At 57.7% G+C, this 26103-nt stretch carries 17 protein-coding genes and 1 pseudogene; 13 read left to right on the top strand and 5 right to left on the bottom strand.

What is annotated here, in order from left to right; translation table 11 throughout:
• The first annotated feature begins 122 nt into the window (after nt 1-122).
• The 4 genes from EOA32_RS00175 to EOA32_RS00155 all read left to right on the top strand — a co-directional run bounded on the left by EOA32_RS00175 (nt 123) and on the right by EOA32_RS00155 (nt 5727).
• Nucleotides 123-1367 (top strand): FAD-binding oxidoreductase, encoded by a 1245-nt coding sequence (locus EOA32_RS00175; protein ID WP_245459658.1) that lies wholly within the window; start codon nt 123-125, stop codon nt 1365-1367.
• Between the two features lie 17 nt (nt 1368-1384).
• The gene (locus EOA32_RS00170; RefSeq protein ID WP_126080618.1) at nt 1385-2266 is read left to right on the top strand and encodes a dihydrodipicolinate synthase family protein; all 882 of its coding nucleotides are present in this window, start codon (nt 1385-1387) and stop codon (nt 2264-2266) included.
• Between the two features lie 26 nt (nt 2267-2292).
• Nucleotides 2293-2907, top strand: coding sequence for a short chain dehydrogenase (locus tag EOA32_RS00165; protein ID WP_126080619.1), 615 nt, complete (start codon nt 2293-2295; stop codon nt 2905-2907).
• 369 nt (nt 2908-3276) lie between these two features.
• The gene (locus tag EOA32_RS00155) at nt 3277-5727 is read left to right on the top strand and encodes an FAD-dependent oxidoreductase (protein ID WP_126080621.1); all 2451 of its coding nucleotides are present in this window, start codon (nt 3277-3279) and stop codon (nt 5725-5727) included.
• A gap of 502 nt (nt 5728-6229) precedes the next feature.
• On the opposite strand, the gene EOA32_RS00150 is transcribed toward EOA32_RS00155, so the two are convergent.
• The 5 genes from EOA32_RS00150 to EOA32_RS00130 form a co-directional block, all read right to left on the bottom strand.
• Entirely contained in the window at nt 6230-7423 is a 1194-nt protein-coding gene (locus tag EOA32_RS00150; RefSeq protein ID WP_126080622.1) for a betaine/proline/choline family ABC transporter ATP-binding protein, read from the bottom strand.
• Nucleotides 7424-7509: 86 nt separating this feature from the next.
• Complete coding sequence (gene proX / locus EOA32_RS00145) at nt 7510-8481, bottom strand: glycine betaine/L-proline ABC transporter substrate-binding protein ProX (protein ID WP_126080623.1); 972 nt, start codon at nt 8479-8481, stop codon at nt 7510-7512.
• 27 nt (nt 8482-8508) lie between these two features.
• Complete coding sequence (locus tag EOA32_RS00140) at nt 8509-9381, bottom strand: ABC transporter permease subunit (RefSeq protein ID WP_245466464.1); 873 nt, start codon at nt 9379-9381, stop codon at nt 8509-8511.
• A gap of 367 nt (nt 9382-9748) precedes the next feature.
• On the bottom strand, nt 9749-11398 hold the full coding sequence (locus tag EOA32_RS00135) for an ABC transporter substrate-binding protein (RefSeq protein ID WP_126080625.1): 1650 nt from the start codon (nt 11396-11398) through the stop codon (nt 9749-9751).
• A gap of 59 nt (nt 11399-11457) precedes the next feature.
• Nucleotides 11458-12996, bottom strand: a complete 1539-nt coding sequence (locus tag EOA32_RS00130; RefSeq protein WP_126080626.1) for a trimethylamine methyltransferase family protein — start codon at nt 12994-12996, stop codon at nt 11458-11460.
• A gap of 293 nt (nt 12997-13289) precedes the next feature.
• Between EOA32_RS00130 and EOA32_RS00125 the strand changes: the two are divergent.
• The 9 genes and pseudogenes from EOA32_RS00125 to EOA32_RS00080 all read left to right on the top strand — a co-directional run bounded on the left by EOA32_RS00125 (nt 13290) and on the right by EOA32_RS00080 (nt 26093).
• Nucleotides 13290-14216 (top strand): annotated as a pseudogene (locus tag EOA32_RS00125) (IS630 family transposase).
• Nucleotides 14217-15867: 1651 nt separating this feature from the next.
• Nucleotides 15868-16902, top strand: a complete 1035-nt coding sequence (locus tag EOA32_RS00115) for a thiamine pyrophosphate-dependent dehydrogenase E1 component subunit alpha (protein WP_206516851.1) — start codon at nt 15868-15870, stop codon at nt 16900-16902.
• 23 nt (nt 16903-16925) lie between these two features.
• The gene (locus EOA32_RS00110; protein ID WP_206516850.1) at nt 16926-17882 is read left to right on the top strand and encodes a transketolase C-terminal domain-containing protein; all 957 of its coding nucleotides are present in this window, start codon (nt 16926-16928) and stop codon (nt 17880-17882) included.
• Complete coding sequence (locus EOA32_RS00105; protein WP_164762741.1) at nt 17875-18114, top strand: biotin/lipoyl-containing protein; 240 nt, start codon at nt 17875-17877, stop codon at nt 18112-18114. Before EOA32_RS00110 ends, EOA32_RS00105 begins: the two co-directional genes overlap by 8 nt.
• A gap of 135 nt (nt 18115-18249) precedes the next feature.
• Nucleotides 18250-18993 carry an SDR family oxidoreductase gene (locus tag EOA32_RS00100; RefSeq protein WP_126080629.1) on the top strand — a complete coding sequence of 248 codons (744 nt, stop codon included), beginning with the start codon at nt 18250-18252 and terminating at the stop codon, nt 18991-18993.
• A gap of 128 nt (nt 18994-19121) precedes the next feature.
• Entirely contained in the window at nt 19122-20192 is a 1071-nt protein-coding gene (locus EOA32_RS00095; protein WP_126080630.1) for a 2-oxo acid dehydrogenase subunit E2, read from the top strand.
• 391 nt (nt 20193-20583) lie between these two features.
• A complete protein-coding gene (locus EOA32_RS00090; RefSeq protein WP_126080631.1) occupies nt 20584-21357 on the top strand; it encodes an SDR family oxidoreductase in 774 nt (257 codons plus the stop codon).
• A gap of 818 nt (nt 21358-22175) precedes the next feature.
• Nucleotides 22176-24203, top strand: a complete 2028-nt coding sequence (locus EOA32_RS00085) for a CocE/NonD family hydrolase (RefSeq protein WP_126080632.1) — start codon at nt 22176-22178, stop codon at nt 24201-24203.
• Between the two features lie 306 nt (nt 24204-24509).
• Nucleotides 24510-26093: an ABC transporter substrate-binding protein gene (locus EOA32_RS00080; RefSeq protein ID WP_126080633.1), complete on the top strand. Its 1584-nt coding sequence runs from the start codon at nt 24510-24512 to the stop codon at nt 26091-26093.
• The last annotated feature ends 10 nt before the right edge of the window (nt 26094-26103 follow it).

Here is a 26103-nt window from a genome sequence, read left to right as displayed (position 1 = left end):
GCGAGTTGGCAGTGAACTCTTTGAATCAAACAAAGACAAGAGAGCGTATTGTCGTCCAAGCACCGCATCCGGAGCCAACAGTCTCAGGGTGGTACCGCACGTCGGGACCGGAGCTACCCTTAGTGCCGCAGCAAGGCGATGTCACATGCGATTGCCTGGTCATTGGCGGCGGCTGGATGGGGCTTCACGCGGCCCGCCGATTTGCCGAACTCAACCCCCAGTCTTCGGTAATCCTCGTCGACGCCGGACGTATCGGGGACAATGCATCGGGGCGGTGCATGGGCTTCGTCATCGATCTCGCGCACAATCCCCGAAAACGCGACTTCGTTGAAGACATTAGGGGAAACAAGGAAGAGCTGTACGTCAACCTTGAGGGCATCGCCTACATTCGAACCGCCGTCGAGGAGCATGGGGTAGACTGTGATTGGGACCCGCAGGGGAAATACCACAGCGCGGCCACGTCTCACGGCGTTGCCGATCTACACCGCTTTTCGGAGGCGCTCGATAAGCTTGGACAGAAGTACAGCTGGGTTGAAGCCCCTGAAATTCAGTCGATCACCGGCAGTAAGCACTACGTCAAAGCTTTGCATCACCCTGGCACGATTCTGGTCCAGCCTGCGAAGTATCTCAAGAACGCCGTAAACAGCCTCCCCGAGAACGTTACCATCCATGAAAACACCGCCATTGTGGCGGTCCAGTTCGGTGCGCCGAAGCACATCTGCGAGACGCCTGCTGGAACAATCAGGGCTTCGAAGGTCATCATCTGCGCATCGGGTTATCTGACGAGATTTGGCTTCTTCGAAAACCGAGCCATACCACTCTACACGTTCGCGAGCATGACCAGACAGCTCACTGAGAGCGAGCTTTCCAACGTGGGCAACAAGCGAACATATGGGCTTATTCCGGCCGATAGCTTTGGGACGACGGTGCGACGTACTATAGACAACCGTCTTTTCCTTAGAAACGTTTACTCGTATGCGACTAATTTCAAAACAACCAAACAAGATGTCCTTAGGGCGCGGACCCAGCAGCAGGTAGCATTTGACCGCCGATGGCCCGGGCTTTCGTCAATCGGCTTTGAGGCCAGCTGGGGTGGTCTGCTTACGCTCGCGCAAAATGGCGGCATGGTCTTCGGCGAGTTGGCGCACGACGTCTATGGTGCCGCCTTCTGTAATGGAACCGGCGTCGCTCGAGGGGCTGCCTTTGGCAAGGCTGTCGCCGAACTGGCCACGGGGCAATCTTCGGCTGTGATCGATATCCTGAAGACGCGGGCCGCTCCGAGCAGGACTTATCCGAGACTTGTCACATCAATGGGCGTCCGGTTCGTGACCGCTCTTCGTTTCAGGCAGGCAGGCGCGGAAGTCTAGCAATAAGAGGAACGGCAATGGCGGACCTGAAGGGCATCAATCTTGCAATGCAGACACCGTTCGAACCTACCGGTGCGATCGATTACGGCCTCTTCGAAGAGTTGATCGAAAAATACGTATCGGCGGGAGTTCACGGCTTGGTTCTTGGGGCAGGTACAGGCCAGCACCCTTACCTGACCGAGTCCGAATGCAATCGGCTCTACGAGCTCGGGGCGAAGCGCATCGCAGGACGCTGCAACGTTGTCTGCCAGACCTCGGCCCTGAATATGGACGAAGTCATACGGCGGTCACAGCAAGCTGAATCGGTCGGCGCGGACGCGCTGATGATTTTGCCGCCGTATCTCGAAGGTCCGTCAGACGAGGATGGAATTTTCAATTTCTACAGGGAAATCGACGCGGCGGTTGGCGTGGATATTGTGGGCTACAACATCCCGCAGGCTACCGGGATCGCGGTTTCGCCACGCCTTTTTGATCGACTGAGCGGTCTCAAGCATTTCAATTACATCAAAGATAGTGCCGGCGACTTCACCGTGCATCAGGAGTATCTGCAGACGGGAGGCAAGGTGCTAAATGGTTGCGATACAACAACCCTCTATGCGCTGATGGCAGGCGCGCGCGGTGTTATCTGGGGCGCAGCAAACTACATGCCTCTTGAGGCTGTCGAATTGTACAACCTTGTGGCAGCGAAGGATTTGGAGAGGGCTCTGGCACTTTGGCAGCGGATGCTGCCCTCGTTGCTTTTTATCTGGCGGGCACCATATACGCCTTCTGTTCTGAGAGCCGCGCAACTGCGCGGCCTCGGAACCGGGAATGTCCGCAAGCCATTGGCAAAACTCTCGGCGGACCAGGACATGGCGCTTCGCGCCGCACTTGCCCCGCTGTTTGAGGTCGCCTCCTAGCCGTCAGGATATCCAGGGGAGTCCCTATGCGAATTGTCCTGGTTGGTTCGACTGGGATTGTCGGGTCGGCCGTAGCGGCCGAACTTGGCAAGCGGCACAACATTATAGGAGTCGGGCGAACTAGCGGCTTATTCAACGTCGACATCGCCGAGCCGAACTCTATCGACCAATTATTCGACAAGATCGGTGCATTTGACGCGTTGATCTGCACAGCAGGGGCCGTGCACTACGCCCCGCTGAACCAATTCACGAATGAACAGTTCGAAATCGGGCTGCGCAGTAAGTTGATGGGGCAGGTCAATCTCGTAGCGAAGGGTCTCAAGCGTATCCGCGACCACGGATCATTTACCTTGACCTCGGGTCTAACCAACGAAGATCCCATCCGGCAGGGAAGCTCGTCCGCCCTGGTCAATGGCGCGTTAGACGGTTTTGTACGCAGCGCGGCAATCGAGCTTGGGCGGGGGCTGCGGATCAATCTGGTCAGTCCGACTCTCGTACAGGAGTCGGTTCAGCTCTACGGCGACTTCTTTCCTGGCACCGCGGCGGTGCCGGCGAGCGAGGTGGCGCTCGGCTACGTCAAGAGCGCAGAGGGCAGTCAAACGGGTCGAGTTTATCGCATGGGTTGGGTCAGAGACGCCTAATCTGACCAACAATGAACGTCGCGCTAACGGAGGACAAGCATGCCCAGGCAACTCTGCATCGGAGGTAGGTGGGAACTCGGTGGTAGAGCGGCCCAATTTCGATGTGACAAACCCTGCGCATCGTTCTGCGGAGGGGGCATCAACTTGTGGATGTCGCTCCATGAATAGGCAGCGGGTGGTCGGCTTAGAAAATGCCCATCAAGGCGCACTATCGTCGTTGCAGGCGACAGGTGAATGTGACGCAGGGCGCCACTTCACCCCCGTGCCAGAAGGCCATATCCGCATCAGCCTCTGCCAGCCCGAACCTATGCTGCAAGAAGCAGCGCTCCGGCTGCGCCGTTTCGCTTCCAGCTACCGCCGCGAGGCCGCATGACCGCCAAAGCCATTCCCGCCAAAGCAAGAGCGGTCATCATCGGTGGCGGCGTTTCCGGCTGCTCCGTCGCCTATCACCTGGCCAAACTCGGCTGGACCGACATCGTGCTTCTGGAGCGCAAGCAGCTGACGTCAGGCACGACATGGCATGCCGCCGGCCTGATCGGCCAGTTGCGCGGCTCGCAGAACATGACCCGGCTGGCGAAATATTCCGCCGACCTCTACGTCAAGCTGGAAGCCGAGACCGAGGTCGGCACCGGCATGCGCCAGGTCGGTTCGATCACCGTGGCGCTGACCGAGGAGCGCAAGCACGAGATCTACAGGCAAGCATCGCTGGCGCGTGCCTTCGATGTCGATGTCCGCGAGATTTCTCCCAATGAAGTCAAGCAGATGTATCCGCATCTGAATGTCTCGGACGTCGTCGGCGCCGTGCATCTGCCGCTCGACGGCCAGTGCGACCCCGCAAACATCGCCATGGCGCTGGCCAAGGGCGCGCGCCAGCGCGGCGCCACCATCGTCGAGAACGTAAAGGTCACCAAGGTCCATACCAGGGCCGGCCGCGTCACCGGCGTGTCCTGGGCGCAAGGCGAAGAGCAAGGCACGATCGAGGCCGACATCGTCGTCAATTGCGCCGGCATGTGGGCGCGCGAACTGGGAGCGCAGAACGGCGTCACCATCCCGCTACACGCCTGCGAGCATTTTTATCTCGTCACCGAGCCGATCCCCGGCCTCACCCGTCTGCCGGTGCTGCGGGTGCCGGACGAGTGCGCCTACTACAAGGAAGACGCCGGCAAGATGATGCTGGGCGCCTTCGAGCCGGTGGCCAAGCCGTGGGGCATGGACGGCATAAGCGAGGATTTCTGCTTCGACCAACTGCCTGAGGACATGGAGCATTTCGAGCCGATCCTCGAAATGGGCGTCAACCGCATGCCGATGCTGGCGACCGCCGGCATCCACACCTTCTTCAACGGTCCGGAGAGTTTTACGCCCGATGACCGCTACTATCTCGGTGAGGCGCCGGAGCTGTCCGGCTACTGGATGGCGACCGGCTACAATTCGATCGGCATCGTCTCCTCCGGCGGCGCCGGCATGGCGCTGGCGCAGTGGATCAATGACGGCGAAGCGCCCTTCGACCTGTGGGAGGTCGACATCCGCCGCGCCCAGCCATTCCAGAAGAACCGACGCTATCTCAAGGAGCGCGTCTCCGAGACGCTCGGCCTGCTCTATGCCGACCATTTCCCCTATCGGCAGATGGCGACCTCGAGGAATGTCCGCCGCTCGCCCCTGCATGAGCATCTGAAGGCGCGCGGCGCGGTGTTCGGCGAAGTCGCCGGCTGGGAGCGCGCCAACTGGTTCGCACGCGAGGGCCAGGAGCGCGAATACCGCTATTCCTGGAAGCGGCAGAACTGGTTCGACAACCAGCGCGAGGAACACCTCGCGGTCCGAAACAAGGTCGGCCTGTTCGACATGACCTCGTTCGGCAAGATCCGTGTCGAAGGCCGCGACGCCTGTGCCTTCCTCCAGAAGCTCTGCGCCAACGACATGGACGTCGCGCCGGGCAAGATCGTCTACACCCAGATGCTCAACCAACGCGGCGGCATCGAGAGCGACCTGACGGTCTCGCGCCTGTCGGAGACGGCGTTCTTCCTCGTCGTCCCAGGCGCCACGCTGCAGCGTGACCTCGCCTGGCTGCGCCGCCATGTCGGCGGGCAGTTCGTTGTCGTCACCGACGTAACGGCGGCCGAAAGCGTGCTCTGTCTCATGGGTCCGGATGCGCGAAAGCTGATCCAGAAGGTCAGCCCGAACGATTTCTCCAATGAGAAAAATCCGTTCGGCACATTCCAGGAGATCGAGATCGGCATGGGCCTGGCCCGCGCCCACCGCGTCACCTATGTCGGCGAGCTCGGCTGGGAACTCTATGTCTCGACCGACCAGGCAGCACACGTTTTCGAAGCGATCGACGAGGCCGGTGCCGATGTCGGCCTGAAACTCTGCGGCCTGCACACGCTGGATTCCTGCCGCATCGAAAAGGCTTTCCGGCATTTCGGCCACGACATCACCGACGAGGACAATGTGCTGGAGGCCGGCCTCGGCTTCGCGGTGAAGACCGCCAAGGGCGACTTCATCGGCCGCGATGCCGTGCTGCGCAAAAAGGAAGCCGGCCTGTCACGCCGGCTCGTCCAGTTCCGGCTTAAGGATCCAGAGCCCCTGCTCTTCCATAACGAGGCGATCCTGCGCGACGGCAAGATCGTCGGTCCGATCACATCAGGCAATTACGGCCATCACCTCGGCGGCGCGGTAGGGCTGGGTTATGTGCCATGCCGGGGCGAGAGCGAGGCCGATGTGCTGGCTTCATCCTACGAGATCGAAATCGCCGGCGAACGCTTCGCGGCGGAAGCATCGTTGAAGCCGATGTACGATCCGAAGGCTGAAAAAGTGCGGGCCTGAGTTACAAACACCTATAGGAATGAGTGGATAGCTGCGCAACGCGTCTTCGCAAGGGATGCAGCTTCGATACGTAACGCGAGCAATTATACGTCAAGCGTCTAGGTGTCCGTATCCCCAATGCCGTCTCTTGTTGGGAGACCTTGAAAGTAGTGATGCTGGCCAAGGCCCGAGAGATATCAGCCCTAACCGCGGTGGAGCGGCTCAAGGCCTTGTAGGCAGACGTCCTCAGTACCGGTCCCTACGATCGACCACAGCCGTGGGTGGGTGGCAAGTCTTCAATAGGACCAATTTAAATGTGTCAGATCGGCGGTGGTAAAATGGGCGTGCGGATTTAAAGCCCGTTGCGTCCACCGCGCGTGGATCGCCCGGGCGGAACGTAAGTCATCGCCGCGAAAGGGCGACGGCGGGGTCCTTCACGAAAGTAGTTTCAGACTGTTCAGCATGCAGGGCGCCGGGGCACTGCGCGAGCACTTCTACTAAGCACGGGACAAGGTCGGTTCGCTCATTTCTTGCCTTCGTCGCTGTGAGCAGAGAGCGCAGCTGTGTCCATATCGATTGATCTTCCAGAGCTTGTTGGGCGGATTGAGGGGGCAGAGCTGCCCCCGTACTGGCAAATTTTTCCCGATTTCAAACCACTCACGGCCTTGGGGCTCGATATCACGCCTTGAATTCCTGAAAACAGGGCGCGCCGGGTGACGACGCCCGCCGGCTCGCTGCCGTCATAGACTGCGATCAGATCGCCGCCATCCGCAGCGGTGCTGATCACAGCGGAGAGCTTGTCAGTGGTTTGCACGCGGGGGAGCGCTTGGAATTTCTTTTCAGAAAGCGTCGCTATGCTGTCCCGCGGCTGCATGATCTTCCTGGCAGTGACGAGATTGAGCAGCGAAATGCCTGAGACGAAATCAGCGACATAGCGGTCCTTGGGCGCGGTTACGATGTCTTCCGGCGTTCCCACTTGAACGAACTTACCATCCTTCATGATCGCAATACGATCGCCCAGGCGAATGGCTTCGTCGAGGTCGTGTGTGATAAACACCGTTGTTTTCTGGACGACCTTCGCGAGGTCTAGGAACTGCTGTTGGAGTTGGCGGCGGATCAACGGGTCGAGCGCTGAGAACGGCTCGTCCAGTAACAGGATCTGCGGGTCTGCCGCCATGGCACGGGCAAGCCCCACCCGCTGCTTCATCCCGCCCGAGAGCTCGTCCGGGTAACGCTCGCCCCAACCGCTCAAGTCAACGAGCTTGAGGTTTTCTTCCGCCACGCGGCGGCACTCCTTGCGTGATTTGCCTCGGAGTTCGAGACTGAGGGAAACATTGTCGTAGACGGTGCGGTGCGGCAGCAGCGCCATGTGCTGGAAGACCATGCCGACCGTCTCTGAGCGAAGGGTCCGGAGTTCAGACGGCGAAAGTTTGTTGATGGCATTTCCGCCGATCCGAACCTCGCCTGCGGTTGGTTCGATCAGCCGATTGAGATGGCGGACAAGCGTCGATTTCCCTGAGCCGGACAGCCCCATGATGCAAAAGATCTCGCCGGGCTCGACCGAGAAGGACACATCGGCCACACCCAGAACGCAATCGAATTCTTCAAGGACTTGCCTCTTGCTGAACCCGCGATCGCGGGCCGCCGCGAGGGCTTTCCCTTTGCGCGTCCCGAAAATTTTCCACAAGCCGGAACAGACGATGGCGGGTATAGTCATGTGCGGAACTCTCGATAGTGTGTTGTGCCTATCTTCAGACCGTAATCGGCCGGCGGATGCCGCCGGCCGATTTAAACCTCAGAGCCTCACTTGGCGGCCTTGGCTTCAGCGATCCACTTTTCCCAATCAGCGTGGTGAGCGGCGATCCAGTCGGTTGCGTGTTTCATGATCTGCTCGTTGCTCTTTTCACCATTGGCAACCTTTTGATTTTCCGCGTTGACGTCCGCAATCGGGATCTGCACGAGCTCAAAGAATTTCTTGGCTTTCGGGTTGGCTTTCAGCCAAGTCGTATTGGCGATGATCTTCTGGTCGTTCACGGCGAAGCCAAGATTCCCGAGGCCTTCAACAACTGTGTTGCCGGTCTCCGCGTCAGGAAGAGAGGTGTTCTTGACGTTGAGCCAGACAACCTCCTTGCCTGGGCGGAGAATGGCAGATACCCACAGCGGCGTCCAAGTGTAGTACAGTGTCGGCTTGCCAGCCTTGATGCGTTCGATCGCGTCAGGAATGATGGCGAAATAGCCGCCTTGCTTTTCCTCGACGGTATCACGCAGGCCATAGGCGTCGAGCTGATGCTCGATCACGCGTTCGCAGCCCCACCCCGGTTCGCAACCGTAGAGGTCTGCCTTTCCATTCCCGTCGATGTCGAAAAGCTTGGCCTTCTCGGGATCCTTGAGGTCCTCAAGATACTTGATGCCAGTGGCGTCGGCCGTTTTCTTATCGATCAGATAGCCCTGCAGGCTGTTCTTGATTAGGGTGCCGACGCTCATCAGCTTTTCATCGCCGCCTGATGCTTTCCAGAAAGTGTCGTGAAGCGGAACCCAGTGCACCGCATAAAAGGTGAGATCGCCGTTAGCTACAGCGGTATGCGCCAGCTGAACTTGAACCTGGGTCAGGTCAGCTATGTTATAGCCGAGCTCCTTGAGACCCTCATCCACGACAAATGTCTGGAACAGCTCTTCTGTCGCTCCGCTCCAGGCCGGCATGACCTGATCTGCCATTGCCGGCACCGCATAGCCAGCCATCACGGCCATGGCCAGCGCCACACATTTTATCTTCATCGTTTCCTCCCTGTGTGAGCAAATTGCTCAGCTTCTGTGACTAGTTGTTAAGGTGACGGCCCTGAAAAGTCCCACCGGACCTTGATGCCAGAGCTCGCCCGGCCTTCGCTTCTGTGTCGACAGCGAATGCGTGAAGCGATCCAGCACGATGGCCAGCGCGACGATGCCCAGGCCCCCGACTGTCGCCAAACCCACATCAAGACGGCCTATGCCGCGCAGCACCGTCTGGCCCAGTCCACCAACAGCGATCATCGAACCGATGACCACCATCGATAGCGACATCATCAGCGTCTGGTTGATGCCGGCCATGACGGTGGGTAGCGCAAGCGGCAGCTGAGCCTTCCACAGAAGCTGACGCTCCGTAGCGCCGAAGGCGCGCATGGCTTCGATCACCTCTTCCGGTACCTGCCGTATGCCGAGGTTCGTAAGGCGGATCAGCGGCGCAACCGCAAAAATTACCGTAACGATCACGCCCGGCACGTTGCCGATACCGAAGAGCATCACAATGGGAACCAGGTAGACGAACGCTGGAATGGTCTGCATCCCGTCAAGGATCGGACGCATCACCACAAATACTCGCTCGCTCCGCGCCGCCCAGATACCGAGCGGAATGCCAAGCATCACCGCTACGACGAGCGAAGTCAGCACAATTGAAAGCGTCGTCATGGCGTCCTGCCAGACGCCGATGAGACCCATAAAGATGAGAGCGCCGACGATAACCCCGGCGACCTTCCGTCCGCCGAACTGCCAAGCCGCCAGGCCCGCAACGATGATCATCACGACCGGAGGAACCGAATGGAGCGCTATGCCGAACCACTGCAGTAGAAGGTCGAAGGGCGCCTTGACCGATTGAAAGAACGGCCTGTAGTGATCAACAACCCAGCGCAGCCCGATAGTCATCCAATCAGCGAGAGGGATTACCCCGCACTCAAAAGGATCTAGTATTCCGCACTTACCCATGTTGCTGTTCTCCAGAAGCTTTCTCGCTCGAAAACTTGCTACGCCACCAGGGTCCAGGGGAATATCGCGGCGTCGCGCTAAAGTTAGTTGTGTGCAATAGGTGCTCCGGATTCCGCAAGGCCCTACGGCAGGTAGAGCTACTCTTCTATTCCTGAGCAGGTCGCACCGTTACCGACAGATGCGCAGTTCTCCCTGCTTCATGGTGCCATCGTCCAGACTTCACCGTCCTGTTCACCCGACGACGTCCATCTGGACACCACGCTCCGGACCAGGCCTGCCCTCCAGTCGGCGTGCTCGACTGGAGCCTTCAGGCGGCGAGCCAGACGTTCTGCAGATCCATTTGAAACGTCGGGTGAATTACGTAGTTCTGGACCTTTTTGTTCATGTGACCGAAGAGGCTTTGCCAGAACGGCTGGATGATCACTCCGGAGTCCTGCAACACGTCCTCGATGTTCTTCATAAACTCTTTGCGCTCGGCAGCGTCACTCACGGAGAAGGCCTTCTTGAGCTTGGCGTCAAACTCGGGGTTTGAATAAGCGGTCTCATTCCAGGCTTCGCCAGTGCGATAGGCCAATGCAAGAACCTGAACGCCGAGGGGGCGCATGTACCAGACGGTCAGCGAATATGGGTACTTTGACCAGTCATTCCAGAATGTCGAACCCGGAAGCACAGTACGTTTGACCTTGAAACCGGCCTCGCGCAGCTGGGCCGCGATGGCGTCCCCGGTGTTTTTCTGCCAATCCTCGTCGATCGAGATCAACTCATGCTCGAAGTCTGTATGTCCGGATTGAGCAATGAGTTTCCTCGCGCCCTCTACGTTCCGGCTCTTTTTGGGCAGAGCATAATATTCCGGATGAATTGGGCTGACGTGATGGTTTTCGCCGACCGTTCCCCGCCCTGCATAGCCGAGTTGAAGGACAGCGTTGTTATCGACCGCCATCTGCAGCGCGTTTCGGACCTTCTTGTCGTCATATGGTTTGTGGGCGGTGTTGGTGCGGCACACGAGCGTCGTTGCCGTTGCGACTTCCGATTTTACCAGGTCCATCTTGTCCAGAATGTCGATGAAGTCAGCCGGAGTCTCCAGATTGAGATCGACCTCCCCGGACTCGAAAGCAGCCACCGTCGCCTGGAAGTCGGTCCCATAATCGACGAACTGCACGCCATCGAGCAACGCCTCGCCGCCCCACCACTTGCCATCCTGCCGGCGTTTGACTTCAGCCTTGCTGCCGACCAAGTAGGATACCAGTTCAAATGGACCCGTCCCAATCGGCTTCGTGACTGGGTCGGCGCCGCCGGCATCGAAACTGGGGTGGACGATCAGCCCGGGATAGTCGGTGAAATTCGCGATTATGGCGATGTCGGGGTCGCTTAGCTCGAGTTTGACGGTATAATCATCGACCTTGACGATCGCTCCATCTCTCGCCTTGCCGTTCTTGGCATCGATAAGCCCCCCGACACGAGCGGCCATCGAGTTGCCCGAGACGCCCTTCTCGCACCACCGGGTTATGTTGAAGATTACGTCATCGGCGTCGAATGTATCGCCGTTGTTCCAGGTGACGCTCTTCCGGACGTGGAAGACATACTCCGTCGCGTCCTCATTGATCTCCCAGCTTTCCAGCAGAACAGGTTCGAACGTGAACTCATGTGTGTAACGGACGAGCGGCTCCAGCCAGCAACGAGAGATGTTGGCAAGTTCCACCCAGTCATAGGTACGCGGGTCTTTCTGCGCCTTGACGGGCATTGAGACGCGCAGAATTCCGCCCTTCTTCTGTTCAGCGGCGCGCACCGATTGGGGAAATGCCACGCCGATCAGGCTATAGGCCATCGCACCCGAGGCGCCGAATGTACTTGCAAGCGCAAGGAACTCACGCCGGTCCATCGTGCCTGCTTTGACCTCGCTCGCCATCTTATCGATGGAAGCTGGAACGCGATCCCCATTGCTTCTGAAAAACGCCATGTTTCTTCTCCCTAATTTTATTGTTCCCGGTCCATTTATTCATGGGCGCCTGGCTGGACTTAGGCGAGGCTCGGGGAAATATCCTCCTGGCGTTTCGCCACAAACGCATCGAGTTCCTCGCGGACGGCAGGGTCCATCGGCGGCTGCTCGTAGCTCGCGATGATTGCTGTCGCCTTCTCCCTGCAGCGCTGTGCCATGTCCTTGGAACCTTTGACCTTCCACTGCTCGTAGCTTAGGTAGTCGAGGATCTCCGGCGCGATGAACGCGTCCTTGAAGCGCTTGAGCGTGAAGGAATCTCCGAGATAGTGGCCGCCGGGTCCGATGCGGCGGACGGCTTCGAGCGCATCCTCGAAATATTCGAATGATATGCCCCGCGCGTATTTCTCGATGAGCAGGTTCTGTTCAGCATCGGCGATGAACTTCGCCATGCAGCACACCAGACCGGCTTCATCCCAGCCGCCGGCATGCATCATAAGGTTGGAGCAGGCGCTGGCGCCGGACATGTAGGCGATGGCTGATTCATAACCGGACTGGGCATCGAAGGTTTTGGCGGAGGATTGAGACGCAGTGGTTCGCCACGGCACGTTATAGCGCCTTGCCAGTTGTCCGATGACGGCGTTGATCAGAGTAACTTCCGGCATGCCGGACATGGGGGCGCCGCTGCGCATCGACACCGAGACGGAATATTGACCGTAGATCATCTTGGCGCCTGGCGCGGCAAGCTGAGTATAGGCCAGCGCGGCGAGCGCCTCCGCATTCAACTGGGCGATCGTGGCGGGGATGTCGGCGGGAGTGTTGGCGGCGCCGAGCACGAATGGAGACAGCAGCACGACCTGGTTCGCGTCGGCGAAGGCGCGAAGCCCTTCCAGCATGGTCGAATCCCAGACAAGCGGCGAGTTGCCCGACACGTGACCGATCATCACCGCGTTCTGATCCATGAATGCCTTGCCATGCACGATCTGGCCCATCGCGATCGAGTCGTCGGCACGTTGCTTTCCGGTCGTCAGACCGAAGAAAGGCATGTTGGTTTCCACCAGGCTCGAATGATTGATGTGCAGATGGCGCCATGGCACGGCGATGTCGGTCGGCTCGCAGGTGAACCCGCCCGCGATATGGAAACCGGGCAGCATCTGGGTCAGCCGGTTCATGTTCCGGAGATCCTCGATCGTGGATGCGCGCCGCACGCCCTGAAGATCGCGGATGTTTGGCGCACCCTGCATGACGCCGAAAGTCATTGTATCTGGCGCGATCTCGAAACGCTGTGACGGATCGCGAGACGTCATTTCAAAACGGGAAGGGGCCTTGGAGATGAGATCCATGACCATGTCGGCCTCGAGGCGAACGCGGTGTTCACGGACATCCGCCCCCGCCTCTTTCCACTGCCTGATCGCTGTCTCATCTCTGAATTCGATCCCGATCTCGCGTAGGATCGCCAGCGAAGCCTGATGAATGCGCTCAAGCTGTTCGGCGTTGACGGCCTCCACAGGTCGAATTCCGTACTTGATAGTCGAGACACGCGGCCTTCTTTCAGCCTCCCGTGCCGCAACCACCGAAGACCGGCCTCCGCGGCGTCGGTTTGCGGGAACGTCAGTGTCCATTCAGAGCCTCGCCCGCGATAGCGGAACGACCGGCGTCCCGCATTAAAACACTCGTGGCCCCGCCGTCTAAGAAGGCGTGCCGGATTTGTATCTTGCTGATGATAGGCGCGGGCAATAGCCTTGAGAATGCGCAAAAGGTTTCGCTAGTCTTAAACCCACTTTATGTCCAAGTCCCTCGGGCGAAAGCTTTTTGCGATCCCATCACACCACTAGAGCAGTTCGCGTTTTATCTGATTCGGGATTCCCAAGGATGAGCAAATCAGATTTGATGTTCTGACCGTTGGAGGTCGGGACTGACGAAGGCTTATTCGATGGATCTTCGGGAGCGAGCACTGGCCCGACTTGAAGAGGGCGAGACGAGCCGTGAGGTAGCTGCGGCTCTGAGGGTGGCGGTGTCGAGCGTGATCAAGTGGGCGGCGCGCAAGCGTCGCCTTGGCAGTGCGGCACCTGGCAAGATGGGCGGTCACCGGCCCTATCTGATCGATGGGAGCATCGTGCTTTCGTCCTGGGCTAGGTCGAGCGAGATGCCAACGTGACGCTTCATCAGTTGACGGCGGCACTGGCTGAACGTGGTCTCATCATCCACCCTGCGAGCGTCGGTCACTTCCTGCATCGCGAGGGCAAGAGTTTTAAAAAACCCATTCTGCCGGCCGAGCAGTTCAAGCCCAAGCTGATGCGCCGGCGAGCGCAATGGATGCGCTACCAGACCCGCATTGACCCTACGCGCTTGGTCTTCCTGGATGAACCATGGGTCAAGACAAACATGGCGCCATTGCGCGGCTGGGGTGTGCGCGGCAAGCGGCTGATGGCCCACGCACCATATGGCCATTGGAAGACCATGACCTTCATCGCCGCGCTACGCCATGATCGGGTTGGAGGCGCCTTGGGTCATTGACGGCCCTATCAATGCGCAGGCCCTCCGTGCCTATGTCGCAACCGAGCTCATCAAAGCCCTGAAGCCGGGGGACATCGTCATTCTCGACAATCTCGGTTCCCACAAAGGCCAAGCCGTCCGCGATATCGTCAGAGCTGCTGGGGCGCGGCTCTTCTTCCTGCCGCCCTACAGTCCAGATCTCAATCCAATCGAGAAGCTGTTTGCTAAGCTCAAGCACTGCATCCGACCGTGCCGCCAAACGATCACAACGCCATCGCCCACACCCCAGGTCAGCCCAAACGAATGCAACAACTACATGGAAAGCGCAGGCTATAAGTCAACCTAAATGCGAACTGCTCTAGGACTGCAGAACCTGTGGACGTCGTTCCGCTATTCCTCTCGTGCCGTTCGGACTAATGCTGCCCGGGCCGGCCGCGTACGGTCGTTAGGCTCCCCCTTTCCAGGCGCGTATGGGATGGACTTTCGCGATCCCTCGCTGCGGGCATCGTGTCAGCGCAAAAATTGAATGCTCCTACGAGCGGCTTTAAGCTTGTCATGAAGATGGTCTATGTCGGGCAGCAATCTTTCGCCTGTCAAAGCACTAGCGTCTGGAATAAAGAGCGGCTGATTGCAGTAGAGTTCTTCGAACAGGCCTGAGAATTGAACCATCTGACCAGGAAGTGGCATTCAAATCGCGATTGCGGCGTGGTTGCTTGCGCATTCCGTGCCCTCATTGGCAAATAGCCGTTTGGACGGACAATTGAAGGTGCGCCCATGCATCGGCACGATCGACCTCGGAGCGTTTCTATCACGACTCGCGGCTGTTTGAAGATGTCCTTGGGTAAATTATGAACAAGGGGAAAGGTTCTCGACATGACGTTGCCCGATCAGTTCAAGCGCACTGTAGTCATTGCGGTGGATTTACATGACTGCATCGAAGCGGATGGGGCATGGTCGATCTACAATCGAGAAGAGCTGCTGCGGAGTGCCAAGACAGCTCTCCGATGCATGCCGTGCAGCGGGGCTGCCTATTGTCTATACACAGAATTGGTATGATCCAAGAGGAGTAGACGCGCTACGTCACGAGGCTTTGAACGGCGGACGCCCATCACATAGCGTCGGGCAGGCTGCCGAGATTCATCGTGGACCTGAAACCGGAAGCTAGCCTTGTACGAAAGCAGCGTCCCAGCGCGTTCTACAACACGAATTTGGAGATTTTGCTGCGCCGATTGAATGCGGACCATCTTATAATGTTCGGAGCTTAAGCGAGGTTTGTTTGGAAACGACAGTGTGAGACGCGATTTCGCGCGACTACCGCATCAGGATTTTCAAGGATGCCTGCGGCACCGCGACTGAACTGATGCATATGACGCCATGCTTGACTTGGCCAACTGGCTTTACGCAGGCTCGGTGATCACCGCGGACAACCTAAAGAGGGCTCTGGAGGGTATGCCAACAAGGATTGGCGCTTCGATAGGCCCACTGCATTTGCTTACACACTGGAAAACGTTAAATCCTCTCTACAGCTCCCTTTGAGAGAGACGGCCTCTCAATTGGAAGCCTTTTAAGCAGGCCTATCGCGAAGCCAACCGCCGGCGCGTCAGCCGATCCGGGCAGTAAAAGTTGGGTGGACAGAACTGGGCGGTCAGTTCACGCCGCTGCTGCATAGGGAGGAACCCGGTTCGCGGCACTGCTACAGTTGCCTTTCAGGTTCTGTCATGTGCGGATCTTAACGCGTCACGTTGAGTTCGCTGGCCGCGTTCTCGTACTTCATGCGCGGCCACCGGTCCACGGCGAGAAGCGATTACCTCGGGTGAAGATTGTGAGGCTTGATATCAATCAGGTCTATACCCGACGCCATCCTTTCAGTCTACGAGACGCCCGGAATATGGTTTATTCGAAAAGAGTTATTCTGGGCTTGCGTGCCGCGACAATCTTGGTCGGCGATAGGTATCGAGTAGCCACATCGACAACGGGTTTGACCGGAGTAGATCAACTTGGAACACAAAATAGAGGCGTCGACGTCTAACATTATGCCTGCTCAATTCGCGAGAAGCTTGTATTACGACATGGCGCGTATCAGGCAGTTTGAGAACCGGGTCGTCACCCTAGTCGATGACAACGAGATCGCCGGCGTATGTCACGAGTACAGCGGGCAAGAGGCGGTTGCGGTTGGTATTTGCGGCGCACTCACGACTTCAGACATCGTCACAAGTACCCATCGAGGGCATGGCCACACACTGGCGAAGGGCGGCGACGTTGGCAGAATGTTTGCTGAGCTGCTCGCGCGAACGGGCGGATACAATAAGGGTCGCGGCGGATCCATGCACATTGCTGACGTCGGGATTGGAATATTTGGGGCGAATGGTATCGTCGGCGCTGGAGCCCCTATAGCCTGTGGTGCGGCTCACAAATTCAAAGCTGCTCGCGAAAACCGCGTTGCTGTTTCATTCTTCGGCGACGGAGCAATCAACCAAGGGGTCCTCCACGAGGCGATGAACCTCGCGGCGATTTGGGATCTTCCTGTCATTTTCGTCTGCGAGAACAATCAGTACGCGATCTCGACGCCTCTCAAAGAAGTCACGATCCTAGACCCTTACGTTCGCGCCCAATCCTACGGAATGCCTGGTGTGTGCGTCGATGGCATGGACGTCGAGGCCGTTTATCACGCTGCTCTCACTGCTACGGAACGCGCTCGGACCGGCAAAGGCCCAACGTTCATTGAGTGTCAAACCTATCGCTACTTTGGGCATTATACAGGCGAGCGTCACATGAAGATGAACTATCGATCTCAAGAGGAAGTCGATCGCTGGAAGTTGCGGGACCCTATCAAGATCTGGGCGGCGCGTATGATGGAAAGTGGCTTGTGCGCTCAAGAAGACATTGAAGCTATCGATGCCGAGGTCAACATTGAGATCGATCGGGGCGTCGAGTTCGCTAGGAGCAGCCCCCCGCCGAACCCGGCCGAGGCTCTCGATTGCATGTATGCCGTGCCGTATCCGAACACTCCGGCATGGGGAGTAGAGCCGTGAGACAGCTGAGATTTCTTCAGGCCATGAACGAAGCCTACCATCAGGCCATGGGGGCAGATGAGAGTGTCATGATTATCGGGGAGGACATTCGAGGTGGAATTCGCGGTGAGACGAAAGGCCTCCATGGCGCTTTCGGCGATCTCCGCGTACTCGACACACCCATTTCCGAGGCAGCGTTCACCGGCTTCGCTACGGGGGCGGCTTTGGCCGGTTTGCGCCCAATCGTTCAGTTTCAAGTTCCCTCACTGATTTACGTCGCATTCGACCAGCTAGTCAATCAAGCGGCGAAGATGCGATTGATGTTAGGAGGTCAAGCAAATCTTCCAATCACTTACACGCTTATGGTGTCTGGATCGCGGGGTGGAAACGCGGGCCAGCACTCAGACAATCCCTATCCGTACCTCCTACACGCTGGCTTCAAGGTTGTTTGCCCTTCGAATGCCTACGACGCCAAGGGCCTCATGATCCAGGCGATCCGCGAAGACGACCCCGTCGTTTTCATAGCATCAGCCATGTCGCTTCCGCAAAAGGGTCCGGTGCCGGAGGAAATCTATGCCGTCCCTTTCGGTTGCGGTGACGTTAAGCGTGAAGGATCCGATGTCACAGTCATTGCTATCGGGCATTTAGTGCCCGAGGCTCTAGCTGTCGCTGAGCGCCTCGCCCAGGAGAAAAACATCAGCGTCGAAGTGTGGGATCCTCGGTCTCTCTTGCCGCTTGACAGGGAAGGGCTGTTGAAGTCCGTCAAGAAAACTGGCCGCGTCGTAATCTACGACGACACGAACCGTACTTGTGGGTTCGCCGCCGAATTGAGCGCAATAATAGGGGAGCTGGCGTTTTCATCTCTCAAGGCCCCGATCAAGCGTGTCACGCGAGCTGACGTTCCTATGCCGTTCAATCTTGCGCTCGAAGCTGCTGTTCTGCCGAAGCCGCAGCAACTGGAAGACGCGATCTTAGCCGTAAGGAGCTATGCTCATGTTTGAAGTTCGTATCCCGAAGATGGGTGCATCGACGGTCGAGGTTGATCTTACGAAGTGGTATGTTTCGGTCGGCACCTCGGTCGTTCCGGGTCAGATTCTAGCCGAAGTGGAGTCGGAAAAAACTAACATTGAGATAGAGGCGGAGACCGCAGGCGTGGTTGCCGAAATCCTTGTTGATGAAGGGTCAGCGACGGAAGTCGGAATCGTCATCTGTCGCATCAACACCGGGCAGTAGAAAAGAATCACGGTTCGTTACTTATCTGACTAAACTTCAGAACCTCCGGCGATTTAAGTGCCACTCCTGGCTGCTTACGTCTGCATACCCATTGGTTAGTATTCGGAGTCAACTGCTCGTTGCTGTAGGACTACCATGACGCGGGACAAACGCTTCGAAGGCAAGACGGTTTTGATTACTGGTGGAGCTCGAGGTCAAGGTGCGGCGGAAGCCGTCCAAATCGCAACGGAGGGAGGGCGGGTTGTCATCGGCGACCTCCTAGACGAGCAGGGCGAACAACTTGCAGCGACTATTGGTGAAAAAGCGTCATACGTGCATCTCGACGTCACTAGCGAGCAAGACTGGCGAAGCCTGATCCGCTGTCTGGAGGGGGAGGGGACGGGACTTCATGGTCTGGTCAACAACGCGGCGATTTATGAACCCGTGCCAATGAGGGATTCGAGCGTCGCGCTCTTCGAAAAGCACTTCCGTGTGAATCAGTTGGGTTGCTTCCTCGGTATGCGGGAAGTCTCACCTCTGATCGAGGCATCCGGCGGTGGCGCAATAGTAAACATCTCGTCTGTCGCCGGGATGCGCGGAAGTCGAACTTGTATGGCCTACTCCGCGACGAAATGGGCCCTTCGAGGCATGACAAAATGCGCGGCCCTAGAGCTTGCGCCAGCAGGAATCCGCGTCAATTCTATCCACCCCGGGTGGGTGGAAACCGACATGCTGCTCGCCGAGGATCCGTCCGACAGAGAGCGCCAGTACGCGCTCATTCCGCTCAAGCGGGCCGGGACGGTCGACGAGGTGGCCGACCTCGTTCTCTTCCTGCTCTCGAACGAGAGCCGCTACATTACCGGGGCGGAGATCGCGATCGACGGAGGACTGTTGCTGTGAGCATTTGAGCCTTCTTAGCCCCAACATCCGTTCAGCTCGAAGATTTTTCCGCTTCGTACCCCAAGCAGAGCAGCCCGAACCCGCAAACCGCTAGCCCGCTAGATACCTCAAAAGCCACAGTAGAGCCGATGCCTATCAACGTCAGAATGCCGGCCTTCGTTTCCGATATGGGAGCAGCCACCATTGTAAAATGGATGTTCAACGAGGGGGACGACATAAAGGCCGGAGATGTTTTGGCTCAAGTATCAAGCGGTAGCGATACAGGAGAGATCAAGGCCGCTGCCGGCGGTACTCTGGAAAGGATTGTCGTTCCGGAAGGCGCTAACGGTCTAAAAGTCAGGGACCTGGTCGCCGTTCTTGCCATAAAGACTGAAGCTGGTTCGGTTGCCGCAGCCCCTGGACAACGGTCCGACGCGCCTGGAGGCCCTGCTCCTGCAGCGTCGTCTGGAAGCAAAGGTGCCAAGGACGACGCTGTTCTTAAGCTGTTTGAGGGCGGATCATATGAACGCATACCTAACGACGGGATGCGAAGGACGATTGCACGTCGTCTGCTGACCTCGAAGCAAACCATTCCGCATTTCTATGTCGCAGTGGATTGCGAGATCGATCAGCTTCTAGGACTGCGCTCCCGACTCAACGGTGCGGCGCCTAGGGCCGCGGACGGACTGCCGGTCTACAAGTTGTCCGTCAATGACATGGTGATAAGGGCCTTGGCGCTTGCGCTGCGTGACGTTCCGGACGCGAATGTCTCCTGGACCGAGGGCGCTATTCTTAAACACCAGCACGTCGACATAGGGGTAGCTGTCTCGATCGCAGGCGGTCTGATCACGCCGATCATACGCAAGGCTGAACAGAAAACACTTCAAGTCATTTCCGCCGAGATGAAGGACCTCGGCAAACGCGCGAGAGATCGCAAGCTAAAGCCTGAAGAATATGAAGGCGGCACGACATCGATCTCGAACATGGGCATGATGGGGGTCAAAGAGTTCGCTGCCGTGATCAATCCCCCCCACGCTACGATTCTGGCAGTCGGTGCGGGCAGACAGCATGTAGTCGTCAAGAGCGGTTCAATGGCCATCGCAACGGTGATGAGTGTTACCCTTTCCATCGACCATCGCTGTGTGGACGGCGTGCTCGGAGCAAAGTTGCTGCAGATATTTAAGAGCTATATTGAAAATCCTATGAGCATGGTCGCCTGAGCATGAGGTCCAAGTTTGGCAACTAGACGCTTGCGTTATGGCCGGCGAAGGTAGCGTATTCGCGATCTTGCGCATGAGCGGCTGGACATAAGCTGGGTTTACGGCCAGCGAATCCTTTTGCGCATTCTCAGGACAATTGCTGGCGCCTATCATTGCAAGCCAATTGGCCAGGCTGCCTATACGGGTTGTTTCTGCGGCAGAATGTTGATCCCTGTCGGACGGTGCTGGACAATGTCATTCCGTATCCGTGTCGCGGGGCCGTTTTAGTGATGATAGCCGGCAGAGTGGCACAGACCCGCAAAAGCAACAACGGGCGCCACCCGTATCGGGATCATGATCCCGGTCAATTTATTGGGGCGAGGCCAACATACAAACTTGGATCAAAGGCAGCATGGATTATCTGAAGAAATTCGACCTGTCCGGCAAGCGTGCAATTGTAACCGGAGGGGGGCGCGGTATCGGGCTTGAAATCGCTCACGCTCTCGGCCAAGCGGGCGCGTCAATTGTCATCGCGGACTTGGACGCGAATAGCGCTGCTGCCGCTGCGGCCAAACTCGCATCATGCGGTATCGCGGCAAGTCATCGCGGCATCGATGTGGCAAAGCCGGATGCGGTTACGGCGCTCGCCGACGAACTGAATGCCGAACAGCCGATCGACGTCCTTATTAACAATGCCGGTATAGCCCGGATAACCGAGGCCCTCGACACTTCCGACGCGGACTGGCTGGCAACGATGCGGGTCAATTCGGATGCTGCATTTTGGTGTGCGAGGGCCTTTGGCCGGCACATGATCGCCCGTCGCTGGGGCAACATCGTGAACATCGGATCCATGTGCGGCATGATAGTGACGCAGCCACAGAACAACACCGCCTATATTACCAGTAAGGGCGCCATTCACATGATGACGAAGTCGCTGGCCTGTGCCTGGGCAAAGCATAATGTGCGAGTAAATGCGGTAGCTCCAGGATATGTTACAACAGAGATGACAATTTCCCCGAGGAATGAAAGCTCATTTCAGTATGATCGATGGTTAGAGCAGACTCCGCTGGGAAGAATGGGCGAGTCCCATGAAGTTGCATCCGCGGTGCTGTTTCTTGCCAGCCCTGCATCAAGCTATTGCACGGGAGCCATCCTGTCCGTTGATGGCGGCTATACATGTATGTGAGCGACGGATAATTCATTGGAAGTGACTAACTGCCGCGTCAGTAAGATGTCACTTCAGAATCAATATAAGCGTATCGATTTGGGGGAGTGGAATGTTGGTGCAGGTGCGTCGGGTGCGGAGCCACCTAAGAGCTTAAAATCGTGGCGTGAAGGATAACTTGGACGTTCGGGTTTTAGAGAGAGATCTCGTTGGGGAAAACGGGCCATGGCCTGCTATTTGGCGCATTAACCGCCGCTGATCCGCCTGCATCCGCCGGCCGGTCGCGGTTGCGGGAAGAACATCCGCTGGCTGGCCGGAGTCAAATAAAGTCGTATAGCCGGACGATGCGTGACGATCCTGCGCAACCGCGGAATACGGATCTCCATTGCGAGATTTGTCGGGCTATCACTAAAGGCTGAGAGGTGCCCCAGATAGGCTGATGGGAAGTTGATGGCAAACTAGGCTCGGTGAGGCGACCGGTCTCACGCCACCATGACATCCCGCCGCTCGGGTGTTGGGCCGAGCCTTGACGCGCTCCATGCGAGAGCCAAGTTGACCTAAGTCTGCGCGAAACCTGTCACTCGGGACTAAGGCTAGCGAGCGCAACGTTTGATATGAATCGGCTTTATGCCAGTCGCGAGCTTTTCAGTCTGCGACTCTTCAGCCTCGTCGTCTATTCGAGGTGAGGACGAGGACGGCGCTCGCAACTTGGTCGCCGGTCCCCCTTCGACGAACACGGGTATCCCTGCCACCGCTTTTGTTCCAGCAGGTTACCCGCCGCCTTCTTGCTGAACCTCAAGGGCAGTTCGGCAAGCGCGAACGCATATGAGGATTGGACCATGGATGACATCCGCGTTGTTACCGACTTCCCCCGCAAAGTGCGCGAGATCGAGAATGTCTGGATCCCGATGCCGGACGGGGTAAAGCTCGCTGCCCGCCTCTGGTTGCCGGAGGACGCCGAGGCGGACCCGGTCCCCGCCATCCTCGAATACCTGCCCTATCGAAAGAGGGATGGGACTGTGGAGCGCGACCAACTCACCCATCCATACTTCGCCGGGCATGGCTATGCAGGTGTGCGCGTGGACATGCGCGGTTCGGGTGATAGCGAAGGGGTCTGCAGGGGCGAATATCTCAAACAAGAGCAGGACGACTGTCTTGCCGTGATCGAATGGTTGGCGAAGCAATTATGGTGCTCAGGCAGTGTCGGTATGATTGGCATCTCCTGGGGCGGGTTCAACAGCCTTCAGGTTGCTGCCCGCCGTCCGCCAGCCCTCAAGGCGATAATCTCGCTGTGTTCGACCGACGATCGATACCGGGATGAATGTCACTATTTCGGCGGCGCGCTTATGTGCGAAAATTTGATGTGGGGGGCAGCGGCTTGGGCGATTGCCATGACCCCGCCCGATCCAGCTCTTGTGGGAGAACGCTGGCGTGAGATTTGGGAAGAGCGGCTCAACGGCAACGGGATCTGGCTGCAAGACTGGTTCGCGCACCAGCGTCGGGACGATTTCTACAAGCATGGTTCTATCTGCGAGGACTATTCCAACATCGAGATTCCTGTCTACGCGGTGGGTGGCTGGGCGGACGCCTATCCCAACGCCATCTTGCGCATGCTCGAGAACCTGCCGGGACCTCGCAAAGGCCTGATCGGCCCTTGGGCTCATAAGTATCCTCACATCGCCATGCCCGGGCCTCGCATCGGCTTTCTCCAGGAATGCTTGCGCTGGTGGGACCAGCATCTTAAAGCCATCCACACCGGCGTTGAGGACGAGCCGATGTTGCGCGCGTGGATTCAGGATCCTTTGCCCCCCGCCGCCATCTACGACGAGCGGCCAGGCCGTTGGATCGCTGAGCCTTCCTGGCCGACGGCGAGCATTGTCGAAAGACGGCTGTCGCTCTCACCGGGACTTCTTGCCGAAGGAGATGGCAGTGATGCTGTTCTTACGATCTGTTCACCGTCCACTTCGGGGCTATCATCCGGTGTTTGGTGCGCGTATGGCGCAGTGCCGGACCAGCCCATCGACCAGCGCATGGAAGCCGGAAACGCCTTGGTATTCGAAACCGAGCCTCTTCTGGAGGAGGTAGACCTTCTCGGCTTCCCCGAGCTTGAGGTAACCCTCTCTTCCGACAAAGCAGTGGCAATCCTATCGGCCACGCTTTCGCTCGTGTTTAAGGACGGCTCGGCCACCCGTGTGAGCTATGGCATTCTGAATTTGACCCATCGCCACGACGACCTCGATTTGAAGCCAATGACGCCCGGTAAGGCTGAAGCAATACGCCTGAAGCTGCGGTCTTGCGGGCAACGCTTTGAAAAAGGGCAACGCATAAGGCTCGCCATCGCCACCAGCCATTGGCCTATTGTCTTTCCTAGTCCAGAGAGGGCAAGTCTATCAATACATTGTGCGGCCAGCAGGCTTATCTTGCCGGTGCGCAAAGCGAATGCCGTAGACTCCAAACTTGTACCGTTTCTGAAGCCAGAGAGTGCTCGGCCGATGGCAACAGAGACTATTAAGCCTGGTAAACCTTTCTGTCGCGAGGTAATCACCAACCAAGCCACGGGCGAGACAACTTTCCGGATGGCGAGCGACGCGGGGACCGTGGTGCATCCGCACACCGGAATGGTCATTTCGGCTAAGCACAGTGACACACTTACCATGCATCCCGACGATCCGAGCTCGGCGCGCGGAACCTCCAACTGGGAAAAGTCGTACGCCCGCGGTAACTGGAACGTGCATATTGCGCTCTCGGCCACTGTCCGCGCGCTGCGCGACGTATGGCGCATCGAGACACATATCGTGGCGAAGGAAGGCGACAAGCTTTTACTTGAACGAGACGACGTCAAGGAGTTCGCTCGGGACTTAAACTGACCGGTACTGGTCCCGCTCGGCCGGGGTTCAAATGTCGCTTTTTACAACGAGATAGTAGGTATTGACGCGTTCCAACCAGCAGTGAGGTTCACGCCATCTCCGCAACTTCTGAAGGAAAGAGTGCTGCGTCGGCAACTAGGCCGAGAGCTCATGACATAAACAGAATTTATGCCTGACGGTATCTTTTCCGCCTGCGGCTTGGCTGCCCCATAGTATATTCCAAAGAGAAACACACCCGAGCAAGGAACGCGGGCGCCGCGGCCACGGCAAGACGCCTCGGCAAGTCGCTCGGCAAGGGGAACAGCCATGGAGGACATGATGCAAAGTGTAAGCCGCCGCACCTTTCTTAGGGCAGGAGCCGCGCTAAGCGGTGGCATAATCTCTGCTGGCATGCCCTTGTCTCAAGTCATCTGGGCGGCCGAAGGCAAGGTGCTCGAGGTGCGTTCCAGTGGAGACCTGGTCACGCTGGATCCCGCTTTCCTCGGGCAGGCGGCGGAAGTAGACCTAACAAACTGTATCTATTCAAAGCTCACGCGATATAAGCCCGGCACCGAATGGGGCTGGGAGTTAGAGGCTGCAGACAAGATCGAGCAGGTTGATCCCACGCATATCCGATTTCGCCTCAAGAAAGGCATAAAATTTAGTGGCGATTACGGCGAGCTGACGGCCAAGGATGTTAAGTTCTCTTTCGAGCGCGTCATCAAGCTCAATTCACCCATCAAGCCCCAATGGGGCTCGTTAAATCACGTCGAGGTGGAGGACGACTACAGTGGTGTTATCGTGTTCAACGCGCCATTTGCGGCTGTTTGGCTTGTTCCGCTGCCTTATGCCGTCGGCCAAATCGTTTCTGAGGCTGCGGTAAGGAAAGCCACCAAGGACGGCGGTAATTTCGGTGTGAAGCCGCCAGCATTCTCAGGTCCCTACGTGCTGGCTGACTGGAAGCCCAACCAGTACGCACTTCTCACGAGAAATCCGGACTGGTCAGGCCCCAAGCCGGGCTTCGACGAAATCCGTATCCTGCCTATTCCGGACGCTAAGGCAGCGGAACGTGCTTATCAGGCGGGCGACGTCGATTTCACCGTAGTCGGTTTGGACTCTCTCGCGGCGTTCAAGAGCAATCCGCCCGCCAACACGGAGATCGCGGAAAGGGCATCGACCCGTTATACATGGATCGGCATGAACATGGATCATCCCAAACTGAAGGACATAAATGTCCGCAGGGCGATCCAATGGGCGATCAATGTACCACAGGTTTTAGATACCGCGTATGACGGTCAGTCAATTGCGGCCACGGGTATTATTCCTCCAGGTATCGTTGGGCATCGCGCAAAGACTCTGGTTCCGCCGGAAGGTGATCTCTCAAAAGCCAAAGAGCTTCTCGAGAAGGCTGGGGTAAATGGTTTGACATTGAGCCTCGACTGTACAAACGACAGCCAGACTTCAGCCATAGCTCAGACGGTGCAGGCACAATTGTCCCAAGTCGGAATTTCTCTGGTGGTTAATGCCCGAGATCCCGGGACATTCTGGTCACTCGGCGTGGAGTCTGAGGGAGACAGCTGGAAGGACGTGCAGCTCTTTATTATGACCTTCTCCGGACTGCCGGATCCGTACGACTACGTGACTTGGTTCGTGCAAGATCAAGTGGGTATATGGAACTGGCAACGCTTCCGCAGCCAACGCTTTGACGAGCTAAACGCTAAGGGACTGTCCATTAACGATCCCAACGAGCGGGCAAAGGTTTACGAGGACATGCAGGACTTGATGGAAGATTCTGGCGCATTTCGGTTCCTGACCAATGAGACCAATCCAATCCTATATCGGAAGACGCGAATGAAAGCGGCGATGCGCCCAGATGGAACCCCATTATATATCGATTTCCAGCCGGCTTAAGCTTGAGCGT

Source organism: Mesorhizobium sp. M1A.F.Ca.ET.072.01.1.1 (assembly GCF_004023325.1).
Classification (GTDB): Bacteria; Pseudomonadota; Alphaproteobacteria; order Rhizobiales; family Rhizobiaceae; genus Mesorhizobium.
Note: the sequence above shows the minus strand (reverse complement) of the source record. Positions and strands in the feature narration are given on the sequence as shown.

Coding starts and splice junctions, on each gene's coding strand:
- EOA32_RS00110 (WP_206516850.1), top strand. CDS start 16,926: ATGAACGAAGCCTACCATCAGGCCATGGGGGCAGATGAGAGTGTCATG.
- EOA32_RS00170 (WP_126080618.1), top strand. CDS start 1,385: ATGGCGGACCTGAAGGGCATCAATCTTGCAATGCAGACACCGTTCGAA.
- EOA32_RS00130 (WP_126080626.1), bottom strand. CDS start 12,996: ATGGACACTGACGTTCCCGCAAACCGACGCCGCGGAGGCCGGTCTTCG.
- EOA32_RS00165 (WP_126080619.1), top strand. CDS start 2,293: ATGCGAATTGTCCTGGTTGGTTCGACTGGGATTGTCGGGTCGGCCGTA.
- EOA32_RS00140 (WP_245466464.1), bottom strand. CDS start 9,381: ATGACTATCGGGCTGCGCTGGGTTGTTGATCACTACAGGCCGTTCTTT.
- EOA32_RS00085 (WP_126080632.1), top strand. CDS start 22,176: ATGGATGACATCCGCGTTGTTACCGACTTCCCCCGCAAAGTGCGCGAG.
- EOA32_RS00090 (WP_126080631.1), top strand. CDS start 20,584: ATGGATTATCTGAAGAAATTCGACCTGTCCGGCAAGCGTGCAATTGTA.
- proX (WP_126080623.1), bottom strand. CDS start 8,481: ATGAAGATAAAATGTGTGGCGCTGGCCATGGCCGTGATGGCTGGCTAT.
- EOA32_RS00155 (WP_126080621.1), top strand. CDS start 3,277: ATGACCGCCAAAGCCATTCCCGCCAAAGCAAGAGCGGTCATCATCGGT.
- EOA32_RS00095 (WP_126080630.1), top strand. CDS start 19,122: ATGCCTATCAACGTCAGAATGCCGGCCTTCGTTTCCGATATGGGAGCA.
- EOA32_RS00105 (WP_164762741.1), top strand. CDS start 17,875: ATGTTTGAAGTTCGTATCCCGAAGATGGGTGCATCGACGGTCGAGGTT.
- EOA32_RS00135 (WP_126080625.1), bottom strand. CDS start 11,398: ATGGCGTTTTTCAGAAGCAATGGGGATCGCGTTCCAGCTTCCATCGAT.
- EOA32_RS00150 (WP_126080622.1), bottom strand. CDS start 7,423: ATGACTATACCCGCCATCGTCTGTTCCGGCTTGTGGAAAATTTTCGGG.
- EOA32_RS00100 (WP_126080629.1), top strand. CDS start 18,250: ATGACGCGGGACAAACGCTTCGAAGGCAAGACGGTTTTGATTACTGGT.
- EOA32_RS00080 (WP_126080633.1), top strand. CDS start 24,510: ATGGAGGACATGATGCAAAGTGTAAGCCGCCGCACCTTTCTTAGGGCA.